At 47.1% G+C, this 19,202-nt stretch carries 21 protein-coding genes; 1 reads left to right on the top strand and 20 read right to left on the bottom strand.

All coding sequences use genetic code 11. The features are described 5' to 3' along the window. The 9 genes from FYJ34_RS15635 to FYJ34_RS12265 form a co-directional block, all read right to left on the bottom strand. Positions 1-304 (bottom strand): prealbumin-like fold domain-containing protein (locus FYJ34_RS15635; protein WP_416389724.1); only part of this gene is annotated, 304 nt, incomplete at its 3' end. Then, positions 226-549 (bottom strand): hypothetical protein, encoded by a 324-nt coding sequence (locus tag FYJ34_RS12300; protein ID WP_154478984.1) that lies wholly within the window; start codon positions 547-549, stop codon positions 226-228. The genes FYJ34_RS12300 and FYJ34_RS15635, both read right to left, overlap by 79 nt. A gap of 89 nt (positions 550-638) precedes the next feature. Continuing rightward, a complete protein-coding gene (locus FYJ34_RS14740; protein ID WP_154478983.1) occupies positions 639-1,634 on the bottom strand; it encodes a SpaA isopeptide-forming pilin-related protein in 996 nt (331 codons plus the stop codon). Next, positions 1,631-1,837, bottom strand: a complete 207-nt coding sequence (locus FYJ34_RS12290; RefSeq protein ID WP_154478982.1) for a hypothetical protein — start codon at positions 1,835-1,837, stop codon at positions 1,631-1,633. Before FYJ34_RS12290 ends, FYJ34_RS14740 begins: the two co-directional genes overlap by 4 nt. Before the next feature lie 45 nt (positions 1,838-1,882). Further along, positions 1,883-2,284 (bottom strand): helix-turn-helix domain-containing protein, encoded by a 402-nt coding sequence (locus FYJ34_RS12285; RefSeq protein WP_154477205.1) that lies wholly within the window; start codon positions 2,282-2,284, stop codon positions 1,883-1,885. A 79-nt stretch (positions 2,285-2,363) separates the two neighbouring features. Next, positions 2,364-3,143 carry a hypothetical protein gene (locus FYJ34_RS12280; protein WP_154477204.1) on the bottom strand — a complete coding sequence of 260 codons (780 nt, stop codon included), beginning with the start codon at positions 3,141-3,143 and terminating at the stop codon, positions 2,364-2,366. A gap of 93 nt (positions 3,144-3,236) precedes the next feature. After that, positions 3,237-3,584: a helix-turn-helix domain-containing protein gene (locus FYJ34_RS12275; protein ID WP_154477202.1), complete on the bottom strand. Its 348-nt coding sequence runs from the start codon at positions 3,582-3,584 to the stop codon at positions 3,237-3,239. Between the two features lie 25 nt (positions 3,585-3,609). Next, positions 3,610-3,945, bottom strand: a complete 336-nt coding sequence (locus FYJ34_RS12270) for a hypothetical protein (RefSeq protein ID WP_154477200.1) — start codon at positions 3,943-3,945, stop codon at positions 3,610-3,612. Positions 3,946-3,977: 32 nt separating this feature from the next. Further along, entirely contained in the window at positions 3,978-4,343 is a 366-nt protein-coding gene (locus FYJ34_RS12265) for a hypothetical protein (protein ID WP_154477199.1), read from the bottom strand. Between the two features lie 385 nt (positions 4,344-4,728). Between FYJ34_RS12265 and FYJ34_RS12260 the strand changes: the two genes are divergently transcribed. Beyond that, positions 4,729-6,651, top strand: a complete 1,923-nt coding sequence (locus tag FYJ34_RS12260) for an ABC-F family ATP-binding cassette domain-containing protein (protein WP_154478981.1) — start codon at positions 4,729-4,731, stop codon at positions 6,649-6,651. Between the two features lie 131 nt (positions 6,652-6,782). Here FYJ34_RS12260 and FYJ34_RS12255 read toward each other — a convergent pair whose 3' ends face one another. The 11 genes from FYJ34_RS12255 to FYJ34_RS12205 form a co-directional block, all read right to left on the bottom strand. Next, positions 6,783-7,991 (bottom strand): NADP-dependent isocitrate dehydrogenase, encoded by a 1,209-nt coding sequence (locus tag FYJ34_RS12255; protein ID WP_154478980.1) that lies wholly within the window; start codon positions 7,989-7,991, stop codon positions 6,783-6,785. Between the two features lie 39 nt (positions 7,992-8,030). Then, positions 8,031-8,720 (bottom strand): GntR family transcriptional regulator, encoded by a 690-nt coding sequence (locus FYJ34_RS12250; RefSeq protein ID WP_154478979.1) that lies wholly within the window; start codon positions 8,718-8,720, stop codon positions 8,031-8,033. A gap of 39 nt (positions 8,721-8,759) precedes the next feature. Then, the gene (locus FYJ34_RS12245; protein WP_154478987.1) at positions 8,760-10,172 is read right to left on the bottom strand and encodes a beta/alpha barrel domain-containing protein; all 1,413 of its coding nucleotides are present in this window, start codon (positions 10,170-10,172) and stop codon (positions 8,760-8,762) included. A 333-nt stretch (positions 10,173-10,505) separates the two neighbouring features. Continuing rightward, positions 10,506-11,720 (bottom strand): threonine ammonia-lyase, encoded by a 1,215-nt coding sequence (gene ilvA, locus FYJ34_RS12240; RefSeq protein ID WP_154478978.1) that lies wholly within the window; start codon positions 11,718-11,720, stop codon positions 10,506-10,508. 15 nt (positions 11,721-11,735) lie between these two features. Continuing rightward, positions 11,736-12,698: a signal recognition particle-docking protein FtsY gene (ftsY, locus tag FYJ34_RS12235; RefSeq protein ID WP_154478986.1), complete on the bottom strand. Its 963-nt coding sequence runs from the start codon at positions 12,696-12,698 to the stop codon at positions 11,736-11,738. Between the two features lie 13 nt (positions 12,699-12,711). Next, on the bottom strand, positions 12,712-16,269 hold the full coding sequence (smc, locus tag FYJ34_RS12230; protein ID WP_154478977.1) for a chromosome segregation protein SMC: 3,558 nt from the start codon (positions 16,267-16,269) through the stop codon (positions 12,712-12,714). A gap of 12 nt (positions 16,270-16,281) precedes the next feature. Then, positions 16,282-16,965, bottom strand: a complete 684-nt coding sequence (rnc, locus tag FYJ34_RS12225) for a ribonuclease III (RefSeq protein ID WP_235899542.1) — start codon at positions 16,963-16,965, stop codon at positions 16,282-16,284. 51 nt (positions 16,966-17,016) lie between these two features. Then, the gene (gene acpP, locus FYJ34_RS12220; RefSeq protein WP_154478975.1) at positions 17,017-17,250 is read right to left on the bottom strand and encodes an acyl carrier protein; all 234 of its coding nucleotides are present in this window, start codon (positions 17,248-17,250) and stop codon (positions 17,017-17,019) included. 77 nt (positions 17,251-17,327) lie between these two features. Then, positions 17,328-18,350 (bottom strand): phosphate acyltransferase PlsX, encoded by a 1,023-nt coding sequence (plsX, locus tag FYJ34_RS12215; RefSeq protein ID WP_154478974.1) that lies wholly within the window; start codon positions 18,348-18,350, stop codon positions 17,328-17,330. Positions 18,351-18,488: 138 nt separating this feature from the next. Beyond that, positions 18,489-18,671, bottom strand: a complete 183-nt coding sequence (rpmF, locus tag FYJ34_RS12210; protein WP_154478973.1) for a 50S ribosomal protein L32 — start codon at positions 18,669-18,671, stop codon at positions 18,489-18,491. Between the two features lie 3 nt (positions 18,672-18,674). Next, positions 18,675-19,202, bottom strand: a complete 528-nt coding sequence (locus FYJ34_RS12205) for a YceD family protein (RefSeq protein ID WP_154478972.1) — start codon at positions 19,200-19,202, stop codon at positions 18,675-18,677.

Below are 19,202 nucleotides of genomic sequence, written 5' to 3'. Positions count from 1 at the left end.
GGGACTCTCCCGTTGTCTTAGACGTAATAGAAAAAGCAACTCCTGCCATCCGCTTCAGACTTCCATCTTCCACCTTGATCCCTTCCAGATCTCCTCGGATCGGCTGATTCTGAATCGTCCCTTCCTTATCCGTCAGATCTACTATCACACCCTCTTTCCGGATCTTAAAAGATCGTTCCAAAACACCCTTCTTGAGATACCCTTTCGGTGCTTCCTTCTCCCGGATTACATAATCTCCATACGGTAGCTGATCAGAAGCGGTAGCTGCAAACCCATTTTGATCCGTCTGGATTGTATATACCACTTCTCCGGCTGATATACTATATCATTCACCTTCACAGTCTGATCGCTCTGATTCACGATCTCAAATACCGCTCCTTCCAGCGTGGCAGCTCCCTGTGGTTTCCCCTTCTGTGTTTCCTGATCCCACTTGGCAATCTGAACACCGCCACGGATCACCTCTTCCTGAATCACGGGACGATCATAGGTTTCTACCGACTCCACATTTCCATCTTCTCTTACCTGACGTACATACACGGGTGGAATCATTCAACAGATACCCTTTCGGTGGCTCAATCTCCTGAATCGTAACTGTTCCAAGAGGTAAAGTAACTCTTCCGGCACTATCCAAATAAAATTCATCTCCAGAAATCACATACTTCTTTCCATTTGTGCAAATCCGTTTTCATTCGTTGATAACACCCACTGCCGCTCTGCTGGATTCCCTGCTCTGCTGGATCCGTGTCATATAACCCTTTATAGTACTTAATTTGAAACTTTGCCCCAGCAAGAGAAGCACTTCCCTGCGGCAGATTTTGTGTCGTTTCCAAATCAATTTTTCCAACCCACACGATAGCCGGGTCATTTTGTGGAACATCCTTTACCACATCTCCATTCACCCAGGTCACCGCCTTTGAGGAAATAGACACAACATAGCTCTTTTGATCTAAGGCATATCCCTTCGGAGCCTGTATTTCCTTTACCAGATAATTCCCCACTTTAAGTGACAGCGGTGTAGTCTCGCCTTCCCGATCTGTTATAAACTCTCCTACCTCCGTCACTCCATCCATCAAGTAGACCTTATACACCGCTCCTTCCAAAGAATAGCAATTATTTCCCTCTGTCATACCAGGATCTGCGGACACCTTTTTTAACCGCAGCTCCCCTCTAGGTGACTCCTGTACCCATACGATATCCTGTAGATTATTGAGAGCCACATAACATTCATAATCACTTAAAGCAGCACTGGTGCCATCTTCAAACAAAACTTGATTCGCAGCAATCTGATTCCGGATATATTTACCAATTGAACCATTCAAAAAATTTGAAATATTCTGTACATCCCCAGAAGACAATCCTGTGGTCTGTCCAACATATATGTATCCTATAATTGCATGAAGAGATGCATAATATGACGTATGCCCCAGGTTAAATGTGCTAGGGTCTTTTATGTACTTTATCAAACACCATTTGATTAAATCATTGTTCAAAATAGACGCACTAAAATTTCCGCTAGGCGTTCCTGAATTTGGTTCCGCACAAAATCCTACAAAACTTCCTTCCGGAGTAGTCACCGTAAATCGATTGGTAAACCAGGAGCCATACGCTTCAGATCCTCCCGGTGTCACTCTCACCGTATCTCCTGCACTCCTAAGCCGACTTTTTTCTTCAAAACATCTTTTCGCCCATTTCCCACATACGATTCCAAACCTTTTGGAATCTCCACTCCTCCGATAGAAACCGTATCCGTTTCACTGGCAAATACGTTCCCTGCAAAAGATGATGTAAAAAGCACCACCGACAACATCAGTGCTGCTAACCGTTTCCATTGTTTCACTTTTCTTCCTCCATTCACTTATCTAGGATCTACTTTTTTATCTTTTTAACTTAACAGCTCATACAATCGTTTTTCTAACACACCATTCATTGCTTCCCGTAAAATCATAAGCGCATACAATAATGACTTCGCTTCCTCTCTTTTTTCCCCTTCTCCGGCTTCACTAAACCTTCGCAACTGCCCTTCATACACCAGCAACTTCTGAAACAACTGTACACTTTTCCATAACTCAATCTCTTCTTCAGAACCAAGTAATTCCAATACATCCACTTCAAAAATCCTTTGCAATCGCTCCACCATAGAAAAATGAGGATATACACGTCCTTTTTCTAAGCTACAAAGCGTAGAAGGTGATCTCTCCAAAAGCAGAGCCAGATCCTTTTGTTCCATTCCCTTTTTTTCTCTCAATCTTACAACATTTCTACCTAAATACTCCAATAATTCCATGATGTCCAACTACCTTTCTCTGCTTTTCTCCATCAAAAAAGGAACAGCTCTTTCTGTTCCTTTTTGACATATTCATGAATTATTTATAATACCCTTCTTTTACTAATTTGTTCTCTACCCAGGCAGCTTTATCTACCACCCAAACCTGCTCCGTCACAGCAGGAACCGTGTACGTTTCCCATAACGGTTGTGTAGAATATGACGTTACATTGGAACCTCTTCCTTTAGACTGCGCATACTCACCCCACTGTAATACAGCGTCTTCCCCGTAAAAAGTTGCCCCGTCACTAGACAATACATAAGTTCCTACCTGTCTTTGTGTTTCATATGCCGGAACGATCACCTTCGTCTCATAATGTCCCTCTTCCGGATGAGTAATGGTTTCATATACCGGAGGTACCCATTCCCTTTTCTTTTCCTCTTTGGAAGTAGTCGCTGCTGAAGCCACCTTCTTTTCTTCCTGCTTCTTTGCTGTTTCCGCTTTAGAAGATCGACTATCCTCTTTTGCTTCTGAAGAATCATCCTTTTGGGCTTTCTTTTTAGAATCCGTTTCTTTTTCGGCTTCCGATCCTGTTTTCTGCTCTGTGTCCTTGTTCTCCTTCTTTTCGTTTATCTCTTTTGGCTCATCTGTCTTTTTCACGCTGTTCTTTTTTTGATCAGACGCCTTCTTTTCCGTCTGTTTCTTATCCAACGCCATCTTCTTTTCTTCCGAAAATCCTTCTGTCTCAAAACCAGAAGCCGCATACACTCCATAACCGCCACATAAAAGCACAAGAAAAAAGGCTCCTATGACAGCTCCTTTTCGTTTCTTAGAATACCCCTTCCAAGTCTCCAAAACCTTAGATAATTGACCTTTCACTTTAAGATCACCTTTCCTTTCCCACTCATGGTTCACTCGTCCTCTTTCCTCGCCATTATCCTACCAAATCCAGCGATAATTCGCAAGTTTCTTTCAGGATTTTCCCCGGCAACCCGTTCCATCCCACAAAGCACATTTATTCTTTACACACCGCAAAAAAAACTGCGTCATTACTCCGTTTCCCCGTGAAATAGTTTTCACCTTGTACGGACATAAAAGTTCATCTTTTCGCCATTCTTTTTTCTTTCGTTCGTTGTAAACATAACCCATGCTTTCTTTCCACTTCAAAAATATCTCATACACAAGATCAGGAACATCCCTTTCTCCTTTTTCATATCTTCGATAGCTTCTTTCTCCAATATGCAAAATCTCTGCCATCTGACTTTGTGTAAGTCCCTTTTCTTTCCTACACGCCAACAATTCAGCTGCTTTTTTCTCCATTATTTCCTCCACAATTGGTTTTTCTCTACTCTTCCAAAAAAGATTCTATATATCTATAGTTCTCTTCATTCAGACTTAATCCATCACCTACATCTACCCGGATTTTCTCCATCACCTCTTCATTTTCCAGACGTTCAAAATAGAATTTAAAGTATCCAACATACTCCGTTATATCATGGTCATAGGAATCAAAATATGCTTCCTGATCCCTCTTAATACCACTAATCAAGTAGTCCAGGTATCTAATACGTTCCAATATATCCTTTGTAACATTCTTCCCTCTAAAAGACGGGATTTCAATCCCAACCTTTTCAAGGTGTCCTGTTTCATTGAACTCTATCTTCCATTGACTTTTTGCCATTTCTTCTTTCCTTCATTAAAGCCTTTTCTCTTTTACATCAAAAAATCCTTTAGCCATTGCTCTTCAAAAGATTTATCCTCCACTCCGATTTTAACGGTTTCCGCAAACTCATAGCCACAATCCTCTGAACAATCAGTCCAATCTTCATCATCCTCACATTTACAGCGATACAATGCATATTCCTCTATGCAAATATGATCCAAATTGCTTAAATTATACATACATTTATGCTTCGCCAATTCTTCCCTTGCAGCTGCTTCTTCACTGGCATTCCATCTCATCAGCTCTTCAGGATCTGACAGATCCCCTAAGATCGTATTGTACTGCTCAAGCTTTTTAAATTCAGATAACGTTACATATCGTTTTCCTCTAAGTAAAAAAATCGTGTTATACAACATAATTATTTTCTCCTTAAAGATCTGTTGTAAAAAAAGAGGAGCGCTTTGCCCCTCTTGTTATAGCTTCTGTCATTTTTTTGTAGTGGTTCTCTATGGTAGTTCCTGCAATCCTTTCGGTAATACGTTACGCATAAATGGTCTATTGCTTACCATCTATATATCACCCATAGCACTATCATTCTGTTATCAAAGAACGATAGATTTCACTCTTCTCAAAAAAAATGAAATCGTAAAAACTATTTAAGTCCTTACGATTTCATTCTAAAACCAACATATAGAATTCCATTGTCAAAGTCAAACTTTTTGGGTTGTATTTTCTCCGGTATCCGTTATAATAAAATAGCTGTTTTACCGTGAAATCTCACAGCAGAAACGAGGGATATCCATGCTTTTGGCATGTCATCAGATTACAAAATCCTTCGGGGAACAACGTATTCTCTCCGAAGGTTCTTTCCACATAGAAGACCATGAAAAGGCCGCCCTTGTAGGACCCAACGGCGCCGGAAAGTCTACTCTTTTAAAAATCCTGACCGGAGAGATCTCTGCCGATTCCGGAAGCGTTATCCTTGCGAAGGGAAAAACCTTAGGCTACCTGTCCCAGCATCAGGCCATGGAAAGCCGGGCTACCATCTATCAGGAAGTGCGCCTGGCCAAAGCTCATATTTTTCAACTGGAAGAAACGATCCGGACGGTGGAGCAGGAATTAAAGCACCTTTCCGGCAGCGCTTTGCAGGATCGTCTGGAGCATTACCACCGTCTGGTAGAGTCCTTTGAACGCCAGAACGGCTACGCCTGTGAAAGCGAGATCACCGGGGTCTTGAAGGGACTGGGCTTTTCAGAAGAGGAATTTGAAAAACCGGTAGCCTCCCTGTCCGGGGGGCAGAAAACCCGCGTAGCCCTTGGCAAGCTGCTTTTGTCCAAACCGGATCTTCTTCTTCTGGATGAGCCCACCAACCATCTGGATCTGGATTCCGTGGTATGGCTGGAATCCTACCTAAGCGGCTGTCCGGGTGCCGTCCTGATCGTCTCCCATGACCGGTATTTTCTGAATCGGACCGTCTCTAAGATCATTGATCTGGATCACGGCTCCCTTTCTGTCTATTCCGGCAACTATGACCTGTACGCCGCCAAAAAAAGGGACCGGATCGAAGCCCGGAAAAAAGAGTATCTAAAGCAGCAGCAGGAAATCAAACACCAGGAAGCCGTGATTGAAAAACTGCGTTCCTTTAACCGGGAAAAATCCATCAAACGTGCGGAAAGCCGGGAAAAACTGCTGGACAGGATCACGCCTCTTGAAAAACCCGCAGACCCTTCTGCTTCCATGCATCTGAAGCTGGAGCCTTCCATCCTCAGTGGGAACGACGTACTGACAGTTTCCGGACTGACCAAGGCCTATCCCTCTCAGCCTCTGTTTGCCGATGTGGATTTTCAGATAAAGAGAGGGGAACATGTCGCCGTCATAGGCGGAAACGGAACAGGAAAAACCACTCTTCTGAAGATTTTAAACCGGGTCGTAGAAGCAGACCGGGGAGAATTCTTTCTGGGATCCCAGGTAAAGATCGGCTACTATGACCAGGAGCATCATGTACTTCACATGGACAAGACTGTATTTGAAGAGATATCCGACGCCTATCCTTCCCTTACCGGGACAAAGATCCGCAACGTGCTGGCTGCCTTTCTGTTTACCGGCGACGATGTGTTCAAACAGATCTCCGCGCTCAGCGGCGGGGAAAGAGGACGGGTATCCCTGGCCAAGCTGATGCTCTCCGAGGCAAACTTCCTCATTCTGGACGAGCCTACCAACCACCTGGACATCACCTCCAAGGAGATTCTGGAGCAGGCCCTCAACGATTATACCGGCACCCTCCTGTTTGTTTCCCATGACCGGTATTTTATCAATCAGACGGCTTCCCGCATTCTGGAGCTTTCTGAGGGCAGTTTCCATAATTATCTGGGAAATTACGATTACTATCTGGAGAAAAAGGCGCAGCAGAGCTCTGCTTTGGAGCAGATCTCTTCTTCCGTTTCTTCCTCCCCCGCCTCTTCTTCCGGATCCCGTCTGTCCTGGCAGGAACAAAAAGAGCTACAGGCCAGGGAACGAAAGCGTCAGAACGATCTGCAAAAGACAGAGACGGCTATCATGGAGCTGGAGGCTCGCTGCGAGGAGATCGACCACCTTATGACGCTGGAAGAGAATTTTACCAACTCTGTTTTGTGTCAGGAATTGGCAACGGAACATGCCTCTTTGCAGGAGCAGCTGGAAGCCCTTTACGTCCGATGGGAGGAACTGGAAGAAGCTTCCCTCTGATTTTTAAAACCCCCTTTTTACAGCCTGACTGGAAGCTTCCGTCAGATCCAAGCTGTAAAAAGGGGGTTTTATTTTCTGTATTTCGTTTTATTTTGACCGGCTGATGTCCCTTTGGTCATCCGAAGGAGCGCCTACAAAAGCCCCTCCAGTGTCCGTTTTACTTCCCGGATAAACCCTTCACTGTCCAGCACCGTCACATCCTCCAAAGACGTAATCAGTGCCAGGTCCTTTGTCATTTTTCCCTTTTCAATGGTGGATAAGGTGGCTTCCTCCAGCTTTTTTGCAAACTCCATCAGTCTTTTGTTTCCATCCAGTTCTCCTCTTTTTCGCAAAGCGCCTGTCCACGCAAAGATCGTCGCCACCGAATTCGTAGATGTCTGTTCGCCTGCCAGATGTTTGTAGTAGTGGCGCTGTACGGTTCCATGGGCTGCCTCATATTCGTAGCAGCCGTCGGGAGACACCAAAACGGAGGTCATCATTGCCAGGGATCCAAATGCGGAAGAGATCATATCGCTCATCACATCGCCGTCATAATTTTTGCAGGCCCAGATATATCCGCCTTCTGACTTCATCACTCTTGCCACCGCATCATCGATCAGCGTATAAAAATAGGTGATCTTCTCTTTCTCAAACCGTTCCTTGTATTCCGCATCGAATATTTCCTGAAAAATATCTTTAAATGTGTGATCGTACTTTTTAGAAATGGTATCCTTGGTGGAAAACCAGAGGTCCTGTCTAGTGTCCAGGGCGTAGGTAAAGCAGCTTCTTGCAAAGCTTTCAATGGACTTGCGGCAGTTGTGCATTCCCTGCAGGATACCTTCTCCTGCAAATTCATGGATCACTTCCCGCATCTGGCTTCCGTCCTTTGCCGTGTAGACCAGCTCTGCTTTTCCTGCTGCCGGAATCTTCATTTCCACACCTTTATAGACGTCCCCATAAGCATGACGGGCAATGGTAATGGGCTGTTTCCAGTTTTTCACGCAGGGTTCAATCCCTTTTACCACAATGGGCGCCCGGAAGACCGTACCGTCCAACATCGCACGGATCGTTCCATTGGGGCTTCTCCACATCTCCTTCAGTCCGTACTCTTCTACTCTGGCTGCATTCGGTGTGATGGTGGCGCATTTTACTGCCACCCGGTGCTTTTTCGTGGCCAGGGCAGATGCCTCTGTAACCTTGTCGTCTGTCTCATCTCTATGTGCCAGTCCCAGATCGTAATATTCCGTATTCAATTCCAAAAAGGGATGAAGCAGATGTTCCTTGATCATCTCCCACAGAATCCTTGTCATCTCATCTCCGTCCATCTCTACGATCGGCTGGTTCATTTTTATCTTTTCCATTTGCTTTCTCCTTCTGTCTGTATCCGGTTTGCATTGCCACTAGCGGCCGGACTGATCCGGCGTCTCTTCTTCCTTCTCCCATTTCATATCCAGATGCTCCATGGCATGAAGAACGTGTGCATTGGCCAGTTTTTCCGCCCGGTCTGCCTCTTTTTGCTTAACTGCCTCCAGGATTTCTTTGTGTTCTTGGATGGATTTTTCTGCCCGGTCCGTCTCCTTCACAGATCTGGTCCTTGCCATCTGTACATACCGATGAAAATCCGTCAGAACGTGCCGCATGATCCTGCTGTCGGAAGCTTCGTACAGGATCTGATGGAATCTGCCGTCCAGGTGGGAAACCTGGGAGGCCTGGCTTCCTTCTTTCTTTTTCAGATGAAATTCCGAAAGCATCACGATTTCTTCCAGCTCCTCTATCTGTTTCTCCGTAATATGAAAGGTTGCCCATCTGGTGCACATCCCTTCCAAAAGAGATCTGATCTGGTAAATGTCCGCCACGTCTTTTGGGGAGATCCCTATCACAAAGGCTCCTTTGTTGGGAACGATCTCCACCAGTCCCTCCAGTTCCAATTGCCTTAATGCCTCTCTTACCGGCGTCCTGCTGACTCCCAGTTCTTCTCCGATGGTAATCTCCCGCAGTTCGTCCTTTTCCTGGTACTGTCCCGTCAGGATCCTCTCCCGCAGTTGCTGAAACACCTTCCCTCTCAAAGAATGGTCTTGATATTCTTCCATGACATACTCCTTTATCTGATCTTTGTTGTTTTTACTGGATTATGCTTCCTGAACCGGTTCCGCCGGACTCTTCCACCCGTTCTTTCTGCAAAGTTCTTCGATCACTTCCACCAGTTCCCCATCTGTCAGAACCGTCACTCTTCCTTCCTCGTACTCTTTATCCACCCACTCTTTTACGGCACATACCAGGGGACTGCTTTTATCCACGTGCACTTCCCTGGGCAACCGGAAATAGCAGTTGATCCAGTGCGCGATCCCTGCCAGTCCCGAGGTGTTGGAAACAGCTACCAGGGGCGGACGATTCAAAAATTTATCCGTGTCAAACACGTTGTAGATCTCTTCATTTTTCAGCAGGCCGTCCGCATGGATCCCCGCTCTTGTCACATTAAAATTCCGGCCCACGAAAGGTGTTCTGGAAGGTACCCGGTACCCGATCTCCTTCTCATAATAATCTGCCAGCTCCGAGATAACTGTCGTATCCATACCATCCAGCGTCCCTCTGATCTGTGCGTACTCAAACACCATTGCTTCCAGCGGCGTATTTCCCGTCCTTTCTCCAATCCCGAACAGAGAACAATTGACTCCGCTTGCCCCGTAAAGCCAGGCTGTGGTGGAATTGCTGACCGCCTTGTAAAAATCATTGTGGCCGTGGAACTCGATCAGGGAGCTGGGCACTCCTGCATGAACCCGAAGTCCGTAGATGATGCCGGGGATCGATCTTGGGATCACTGCTCCCGGATAATTCACCCCATATCCCATGGTGTCGCACACACGGATCTTAATGGGGATCTGATATTCCTCCATCAGGTTCATCAGCTCCAGACAGAAGGGGATCACAAAGCCGTAAATATCGGACCGGGTAATGTCCTCCAGGTGGCACCTGGGACTCACCCCTGTTTCCAGACATTCCCGTATCACCGACAGATAGTGCTCCATCGCCTCTCTTCTGGTCTTTTTCAGCTTATAAAAAATATGATAATCCGAACAGCTGACCAGGATTCCTGTCTCCTTCAGTCCAATATCCTTTACCAGTTGAAAATCCTTTTTACTGGCCCGGATCCAGCTGGTCACTTCCGGAAACTGATACCCTCTTTCCATGCACTTATACACGGCGTCCCTGTCCTTTTTGCTGTAAAGGAAAAACTCCGACTGCCGGATCTTTCCGTTTGGTCCCCCCAGTTTATGGAAATAGTCAAACAAGGTTACGATCTGCTCCGTGCTATAGGGCGCCCGGGACTGTTGTCCGTCCCGGAATGTGGTATCTGTGATCCAGATCTCATCCGGCATGCTGTGGGGCACGATCCTGTCATTGAACGCGATCTTGGGAATCTCATCATAACGGAACAGATTACGGAATACGTTTGGCTGACTGACTTCCACCAACGGATACATATGCTCTTCCAGCTGCAGTAAATTGGTATGCTTGTCTAAATACACTTTTCTTTCTTCCATCATGACACAGACTCTCCTTTATTTCTTACCAGTTTATTTTGTATAATTGTATACAATGATACAATTATTGTCAATATGGTTTTTAAGGCGGATAGGTTCTTGTAATATATTTCGGCTCATCCTTTCAAACGTTTATCTCCAGCATGTTCTTTTTTTGCATAGAAAAAACCACCAGCATTTTGCTGATGGTCTTGTTGCTTCCTGTTTAACACCACGTTACCGTTCCGTGCTCCCTCCCTACAGGGATTCCGTGAAGAGCATGCCCCCGATAATAGCCCTTCACATCGTCGTCGGAATGCACTTTGCAGAAGGTTTCATCCCGCCCGGATTCTCTTAGTATAATTTGGCTCCGATCTCCCTCGGGGAAAATCCCTCTTTTTCCAACGCTTTCATCAATTGATGCTTGTGCTCCGTTCCAAATGCTTCCATGGTGATCCGAAGCTCTACCGCCGCATTTCTGTTTGTGCTGACAAACTGATTATGCTCCAGCTTGATCACGTTCCCCTGTGCATCTGCGATCGTGGCAGCTACACGTACCAGTTCTCCCGGCTTGTCCGGAAGCAGGACAGAAACGGAGAAGATCCTGTCTCTCTGGATCAGTCCGTGCTGAACAATGGAGGACATGGTGATCACATCCATATTTCCGCCACTTAGGATGGAAACGGCTTTCTTTCCCTTCAGATCCATTTTTTTCAGAGCGGCCACCGTTAAAAGCCCTGAATTTTCCACTACCATCTTATGATTTTCTACCATATCCAAAAAGGCTCCGATCAGCTCGTCATCTTCCACCAGAATGATCTCATCGATATTCTCCTTGGCATAGGGGAAAAGAGCATCCCCCACGTGCTTCACTGCTGTCCCGTCCGCAATGGTATTGGCGCTGGGAAGGGTAACCGGCTTTCCGGCTTTGATAGCCGCCGTCATACTGGCCGCCGCTGCCGGCTCCACTCCGATCACCTTGATCTTAGGATTCAGCATCTTTGCCAGGGTAGATACTCCCGTGATCAGTCCGCCTCCCCCTACCGGAACCAGAATGTAATCTACGGTGGGCAGCTCCTGCACGATCTCCATGGCAATGGTTCCCTGCCCTGTGGCAACCGCCAGGTCATCAAATGCATGGACAAACGTATATCCTTTCTCTTCCGCCAGTTTTTTCGCGTACGCACAGGAATCATCATAAACATCTCCATAAAGCACGACATCTGCTCCATAGTTTTTGGTACGGTTGACTTTGATCAGTGGAGTAATCGTAGGCATGACAATGGTTGCATGACAGTTGAACTGGGAAGCCGCATAAGCAACTCCCTGTGCGTGGTTTCCCGCAGAAGCGGCGATCAGCCCTTTTGCCCGCTCTTCCTCTGAAAGCGTGCTGATCTTATAATAGGCGCCTCTCACTTTATATGCTCCTGTATACTGCATATTTTCCGGCTTCAGAAATACCTTTCCGCCCGTCTGTCTGCTGAGATATTCGCTGTACACCAGCTTTGTGGGAATCGTGACGTTTTTCACCAATTCACTTGCCTGTTCAAATTTTTCCAATGTCAACATAGTCGTCTCCTCCTTCTACTCCGCTTTTCCCGTGTCAAACAACGCTTTTATAAATAAATCCGCATCAAATTTCTGCAGATCCTCTATCGATTCTCCCACCCCGATATATTTTACCGGAATCCCCAGCTCCGACTGGATGGCGATGGCGATCCCGCCTTTAGCGGTACCATCCATCTTGGTCAATATGATTCCCGTAACATCTGCCACCTCCGAAAACTCTTTTGCCTGCTGCAGCGCATTCTGGCCTGTAGCGGCATCCAGGACTACCAGTGTTTCCCGGAAGGCATCCGGATATTCCCGGTCTATGATCCGGTTTATTTTTCGCAGCTCCTCCATCAGGTTTTTTTTGTTGTGAAGCCTTCCTGCCGTATCACAGATCAAAACGTCCGCTTTCCGGGATTTGGCCGCCGCTACTGCATCATATATCACCGCTGCCGGATCGGATCCGTCCTGCCCTGCGATCAATTCTGCATCCGCCCGCCTTGCCCATTCGGACAGCTGTTCTCCTGCCGCTGCCCGGAACGTATCTGCTGCCGCCAGAACCACTTTTTTATTCTGCCGGCGCAGCTGTCCTGCCAGTTTTCCGATGGTGGTGGTCTTTCCCACGCCGTTGACGCCGATCACCAGAACCACGGATCTGCGGGATTCAAATGCGTAGTCGGCCTCTCCTCCCATCTGCTCTTTCAGGCTTTCGATCAAAAGCTCCCGGCACTGCGCCGGTTCCTTGATATGCCGTTCTTTCACCTTTTTTTTCAGATCTTCCAGCAAATCATAGGTGGCTGTCACTCCCAGGTCTCCCATGATCAAAAGTTCTTCCAGTTCCTCATAGAACTCTTCATCAATCTGGGAAAATCCACTGAAGATGCTTTCCATTCCCGCTACGATGTTATTCCTGGTCTTTGTCAGACCGGAAACCAGCCGTTTGAAAAATCCCGGCTTTTCTTCCCGTTTTTCCTCTCCCTTTGTTTCCTCTGTCATCATGCCTTCCTCCTTATCCCGTCAGTTCCTTGTCCAGCAGGCTGACAGATACCGGAACCGAAACTCCTTTTTCCTGCATGGTAATTCCGTACAGCCGGTCCGCCGCCGTCATCGTACCTCTTCTGTGAGTGATGACGATAAACTGCGTATATTTTGTCAGCTTATGCAGATATTTTGCAAAACGTCCTACGTTATTGTCATCCAGGGCCGCCTCGATCTCATCTAAAAGACAGAAGGGAGACGGTTTCAGGTTCTGAATGGCAAACAACAAAGAAATGGCTGTCAGCGCCTTTTCTCCTCCCGACAGCTGCATCATGTTCTGCAGCTTTTTCCCCGGCGGCTGTGCGATGATCCGGATTCCGGTTTCCAGAAGATCTTCCTCTTCCAGAAGCTCCAGCGTTCCCCTTCCTCCGCCGAACAGCTCCTTAAAGACGAGATCAAACTCCGACGCGATTTTGGCAAACTGCTCTTTGAACTGTTTCTTCATTGCCGTATCCAGGCTTTCTATGATCTGCTCCAGTGTTTTTTCCGCCTCAATCAGATCGTCATGCTGCTCTTTCAGGAATTCATACCGCTCTGACACGCTCTTGTATTCATCAATGGCATTGACGTTGACATTTCCCAGCCTGCGGATTTCGTTTCGGATCTCCTGAATCGTTTTTTTCATGTCAGACAGCTCACTGAGGCTTTCATCCCGCAGTTCCAGCGCATTGTGGTAGGTCAGCTCGTACTCCTCCCACATATAATTGATCCGGCTTTCTATCTGGTTCTCACAGGATTCCTTCTGGCTTTCCAGCCGGAAAGCCTCCTTATCCAGCTCTGCCATATGTCTGGACAGGTCTTCTCTTTTCTGGAGAAAGTCCTTGTTCTGCTGCAGCAGATCTTCCTTCTGCTTTTTGCATCTGTCTATCTCTTCTTCTACTTCCTTCTGCAGATCCAGAGAGTCGGCGATCGTCTGCTGCAGGTCCCGGATCTGTGTTTCTTTTTCCTGCACTTCTTCCTGATGCTTTCCTCTTCCCTGCCCCAGTTCTTCCAGTTCTCTGGAAAATTTTTCCAGCTCTTCCCGGATCCGGGAAAGATTTTCTCTGGAAAAATGATGCTTCTGCCGAAGCTTTTCTACCAGCAATCCCATTTCCTCTACCTGCTTCTGCATGGCGGATTCTTTTTCTTTTTCTTTTTCCAGCAACAAGGTATTTTCCCGGATCTCTTCTTCTAAGGATGCCTCCAGACTTGTGGAGGTTTCCAGCTCCAGACGGATAGATTCCTGATCTTCCCCGATCTGCTGCCTGTCCCGACTTAATTTTTCCAGCTCCTTTTGCGCTGTCTCCAATGTCTGTCTGGCGCCCTCCATCTGTGCCTCTATCCCACTGACCTGCATCTTTGCAGTGTTCTGTGATACAAACAGCTTTTTAAGCGCCTCCGAGATCTCCTCCATCCTTCCGTAGCAGCCGCCTCTCTTCCTGCGGATAGCCTCCATCTCATTTTCCAGTGCATCCATCTCTCTTCTCAACTGATCCACCGTCTTTTCGAACGCTTCGATCTCCCGTCTTCTCCCAAGAAGGTTCCCACTGTTTTTGTAGGCGCCTCCCGTCAGGGAGCCTCCTGGATTCAGAAGTTCTCCTTCCAGCGTTACGATGCGGAGAGATTGCTTGTATTTTCTGTTCAGGGAAATCCCTCTGTCTATGGTATCCACTACCCAGGTCCTGCTCAGCAGGTATCTGATCAGAGACGTGTATTCCTTATCCGCCGTCACCAGGGTATCTGCCGTTCCGATCACGCCGGTTTCCTTTGCAACCTCCGTCCTGGCAGGCGCATGCTCCCGGATCCCGGTCAGAGGAAGAAATGTAGCTCTTCCCAAACGGTTTTTCTTCAGATACTGGATCATCCGTTTGGCTACCGCCTCGTCCCTGGTTACGATGTTCTGGATACTGCCGCCCAGCGCCGTCTCAATGGCGGTTTCGTACTCTTTTTCCACTTTTATAATATCCGCCACCACTCCCAGAAGTCCTGCTTCTTTTTCTTTCTGTTCCATGACCTTGCGGATACTGTTGCCATAGCCGTCGTATCTTTCCGTAATGTTTTTGAGGGATTCCAGTCGGGACTTTTCTCTGTGGTAGGCTGTCTGCCCGATCCTGAATTTCTCGGTCTGATCTCCCAGTTCCTTCTGCAGCCTGGCAACCTCCTCTTCCAGACCTGCGTTTTCTTCGGACAACTGCCGGATCTCTTCTGTCACTACTTCCGCCTGCTCCTGAAAGCCTTTGCGCTGTTCCAGCAGCTCCTGCCGATCACTTTCTGAGCGGATCACCTGCTGTTGCAGTCTGGCTTTCGACACCTGGATTTGTTCCAGCATGGTGTCAAATTTCTGAATATCTGCCCTGGTAGACGCCCTGTGGTTCAGTATCTCCATGATCCTGCTTTTATTCTCATCGATCTTATTGGCCACTGCCAAAAGATCCGTCTGGACCAGCAGAAGGGCTTCCTGCGCCCGTTCTCCTTCTTCCCTTTTTTCCTTCAGCTTGCCGGAAAGGTCTTCCTCCTCTTTTAAAAGCTCTTTTTCCTGCTGTCTCTTTTGCTGAAGTTCCTCCATGACCGCAGAAACCCTGGTCTCATAATGCCTGTCATTCTGTCTGGCGCTTCTGATCTGTTCATTTAGCAGCTCGATCTTATTTTCCAGCTGCTGTCTGAGAAGATGGGTTTCGTTCAGCTGATTTTTCGCATATTCCAAAGAAGCTTCCACTTCATCCGTCTGTTCCTCTACCGCCTCATATTCCTCCTTCATGGAGGCATACTGCTGTTCCGCCTTGGAAGACTCCTCTTTGACCAGTTCCAGCGTTTTTTCCAGCTCAGCCAGTTTTCTGTTCTGCGCATCTGATTCCAGCAAAAACAGGTTGATCTCATATTTTTTCAGGACTTCTTTTTTCTTTAGATACTCTCTGGCTGTCTCTGACTGCTTTTTCAAGGGCCCTACCTGCTTTTCCAATTCCTGTAAAATGTCCCGGACACGAACCAGATTCTGACGTTCTTCTTCCAGCTTCTTTAGGGAGATGCTCTTCCTTCGCTTGAATTTGACGATCCCTGCCGCCTCATCGAACAGTTCCCGGCGATCCTCCGGTTTCCCGCTGAGTATTTTATCGATCTGCCCCTGTCCGATAATGGAATAGCCTTCCTTTCCGATTCCGGTATCATAAAAAAGCTCGTTTACATCTTTCAAACGGCATTGCTTGCCATTGATCAGATACTCACTTTCCCCGGACCGGTAGATCTTTCGCGTCACCGTTACCTCTTCAAATTCCGTCTGAAGCTGGTGATCCGAATTGTCCAGCGTAATGGACACGACCGCATAGCTGAGAGGCTTCCGGTTCTCTGTGCCGGAAAAGATAACATCCTGCATGCTTCCGCCTCTCAGCTGTTTGACCCTTTGTTCTCCCAGAACCCAGCGTACAGCGTCCGCCACATTGCTTTTTCCACTTCCATTCGGTCCTACGATCCCGGTGATCCCGTTATTAAATTCAAACCTGATCTTATTTGCGAAGGACTTAAATCCCTGCACTTCAATGCTTTTTAAATACATACGCTACCCACTCTATTTCTCTCGCAATCGGAGCACTGCATCATATGCCGCCTCCTGTTCTGCCCGCTTCTTGGTCTTTCCCGATCCTTTTCCCCAGGCTGTGTCTCCCACAAAAACCGCCACTTTAAACACTTTGGCATGATCCGGTCCGTCTTCTGTCAGCAGCCGATAGGTAATGTCCTGCTTCAGCTTTGCCTGAACCATCTCCTGCAAAATACTTTTGCTGTCTAAAAACAATTCTCTGTTTTCCGATCCGGACAAAATATATCTGTGAATGAACTCTCTGGCCTTTTCAAGTCCGCCATCCAGGTAGATCGCTCCGATCAGCGCTTCCATGGCGTCGGAGATAATGGACTCTCTTTCGCGTCCTCCGCTACCTTCCTCTCCTTTTCCCAAGCAGAGGAAGTTTCCCAGATCAATCTGCCTTGCACAGTATGCCAAAGACGGTTCGCACACCAGGCTTGCCCTAGTCTTGGTCAGACTTCCTTCTGGCAGATCCCTGTACTTCAAAAAAAGAAATTCGCTGGAGATCAGCTCCAAAACAGCGTCACCCAAAAACTCCAGCCTTTCATTGCATTCTTCTTTTGAAAGCCGGCTTTCATTAACACAGGAGCTGTGTGTCAGTGCCTGTCTCAAATATACAGGATTTTTAAATCCATAGCCGATCTTTTCTTCTAATGTTCTTAGTCGATCCATATTTGACCTCATAAAAGGAAAAAGCCCCTGATGGGCTTTTCAGATCCTCGCCTAGTTATTGGTTGCCAGCTTTATCTGTTCCACTGCATCGCCGACTGTCACGATCTTTTCCGCATCTTCATTGTTGATCTCAATATCAAACGTCTCTTCGATCCCCATAATGATTTGGAAAATATCCAAAGAATCTGCTCCCAGATCGTCTACAAAAGTCGTATCCTCCGTGATGGTATCTTCATCAATGTTAAATACATCCGCAATAATCCCTTTTACTTTTTCCAGTTCCATTCGTCCTCTCCTTCTCTCTTTGTACTGTACAGATCTTGAACCTGTCTCTTTCCCGAGTGTAGTCCTGCCCTGTTCATCTATTCGGCAGCCTCTTCCCTATTCTGGATACATTCTCTGATTTTTTCATCAATCTTCTGCTTTTTAAACAGAACACACTGTTTCAGGGTGTTCCGCACCTCTTTTGCCTTCGCATTGCCGTGGGTTTTTACCACCAGTCCCTGCAGCCCCAGCATGGGCGCTCCTCCGTGCTCACTTGCATCAAAGCTTTTCAGTGTAGACTTCAGCGCCGGTTTTGCCAGTGCAGCTCCCACTTTACTGATAAAGGTAGACAATAGCCCCTCCTTTATCTTCTGGATCAGCACAGATCCTACTCCCTCATAAAGCTTCAGGATGACATTCCCTACAAAAGCTTCACAGACGATCACGTCTGCCTGCCCCCTTGGTATCTCCCGGGATTCTACGCTCCCGATAAACCGGATCCCTTTCGCTTCTTTCAGAAGAGGAAAGGTCTCTTTCACCAATGCATTGCCCTTTTCTTCTTCTGCCCCGATATTGACGATCCCCACCTTGGGATCTTTGATCCCGACTACATGCTCCATATAGATGGATCCCATCTGCGCAAACTGAACCAGGTGAGAAGATCTGGCATCCACATTGGCTCCGCAGTCGATCAGCAGGCTGACTCCGTCTTTGGTAGGGATCAACGGAGCAAGCGGGGTTCTTTCTACACCTTTGATCTTTCCGATCAAAACCTGTCCACCCACAAGAACCGCTCCGGAATTTCCGGCGGACACAAATGCGTCTGCCTCCTTGTTCCGAACCATCTTCATCCCTACAACGATGGAAGAGTCTTTCTTCCGGCGGATGGCATTTACCGGAGGTTCCGACGTCTCGATCACCTCATCTGCGTTGACGATCTCGATCCTTTCCGGATCGTAGGTCTGCTTCTGAAGCTCCCTTCTTAAGATCTCTTCTTTGCCTACCAGAAACACCTTCATATCGGCATTTTCATTGACCGCCCATACGGCGCCCTTTATCATCTCAGTCGGTGCGTTGTCTCCTCCCATTGCATCCAGTGCAATCCGTGTAATGTCTGACATATTTCTTCCTCCTGACGTTGCTCGAAATCATTTTACTAAACATTATCTGAAAAAGCAATACTTCTTTACAAACGAAACAGGACCTCCACAAAATTGTGAAAGTCCTGAGATTGTGTAGATTTTATCAGCTGCCTGATCCTACTGCTCTACCGTAACGATAGCCTTTTTGTTGTAAGAACCGCAAGCCTTGCAAACTCTGTGAGGCATCATCAGTTCACCGCACTTGCTGCATTTTACCAGATTCGGCACACTCATCTTCCAGTTTGCTCTTCTCTTATCTCTTCTTGCTTTAGAAGATTTATTCTTTGGACAGATCGACATAGGTTACACCTCCTTAAAATTCTTAAAAACATCTTGGATAACTGACATTCTGGGATCAAGCCCTGTGGATTCGCAGTCACAAACTCCCTCGTTCAAGTTCTGACCGCACACATTACAAATTCCCCTGCAGTTGTCGCTACATAGAATTTTCATCGGCCACCCTACTAATAACTCGTTGCAGATCAGCTGCTCTACGTCAAAGTTATACCCTTCAATATAATTGATCTCATCCGAGTCCTCTGTTCCTTTTCCGCCATCCTTGCTGACAGTCACTTTCTTTTGAAAATCCAGGAACATCTCTTTCTCCACCGGCTCCAGACAGCGGTCACAGGGAATCTCTGCCTTGAAACTTCCCTTCCCTGAAACGGACACGTCATGCCCGCCGTCGTATGTCACCTGAATCTCGGTCACAAACGGCCCTCTCAGCGGAAAATGCCCGCCAAAAGCGACAATCTCATCGTCCTTCCAGTCAACTGTTACCCGAAGCGGCTGATGTGGCTCAGATAAAACGCTGGATAGGTTTACTATCAT

This window comes from Suipraeoptans intestinalis, from assembly GCF_009696485.1.
GTDB classification, from domain to species: domain Bacteria; phylum Bacillota; class Clostridia; order Lachnospirales; family Lachnospiraceae; genus Suipraeoptans; species Suipraeoptans intestinalis.
Note: the sequence above shows the minus strand (reverse complement) of the source record. Positions and strands in the feature narration are given on the sequence as shown.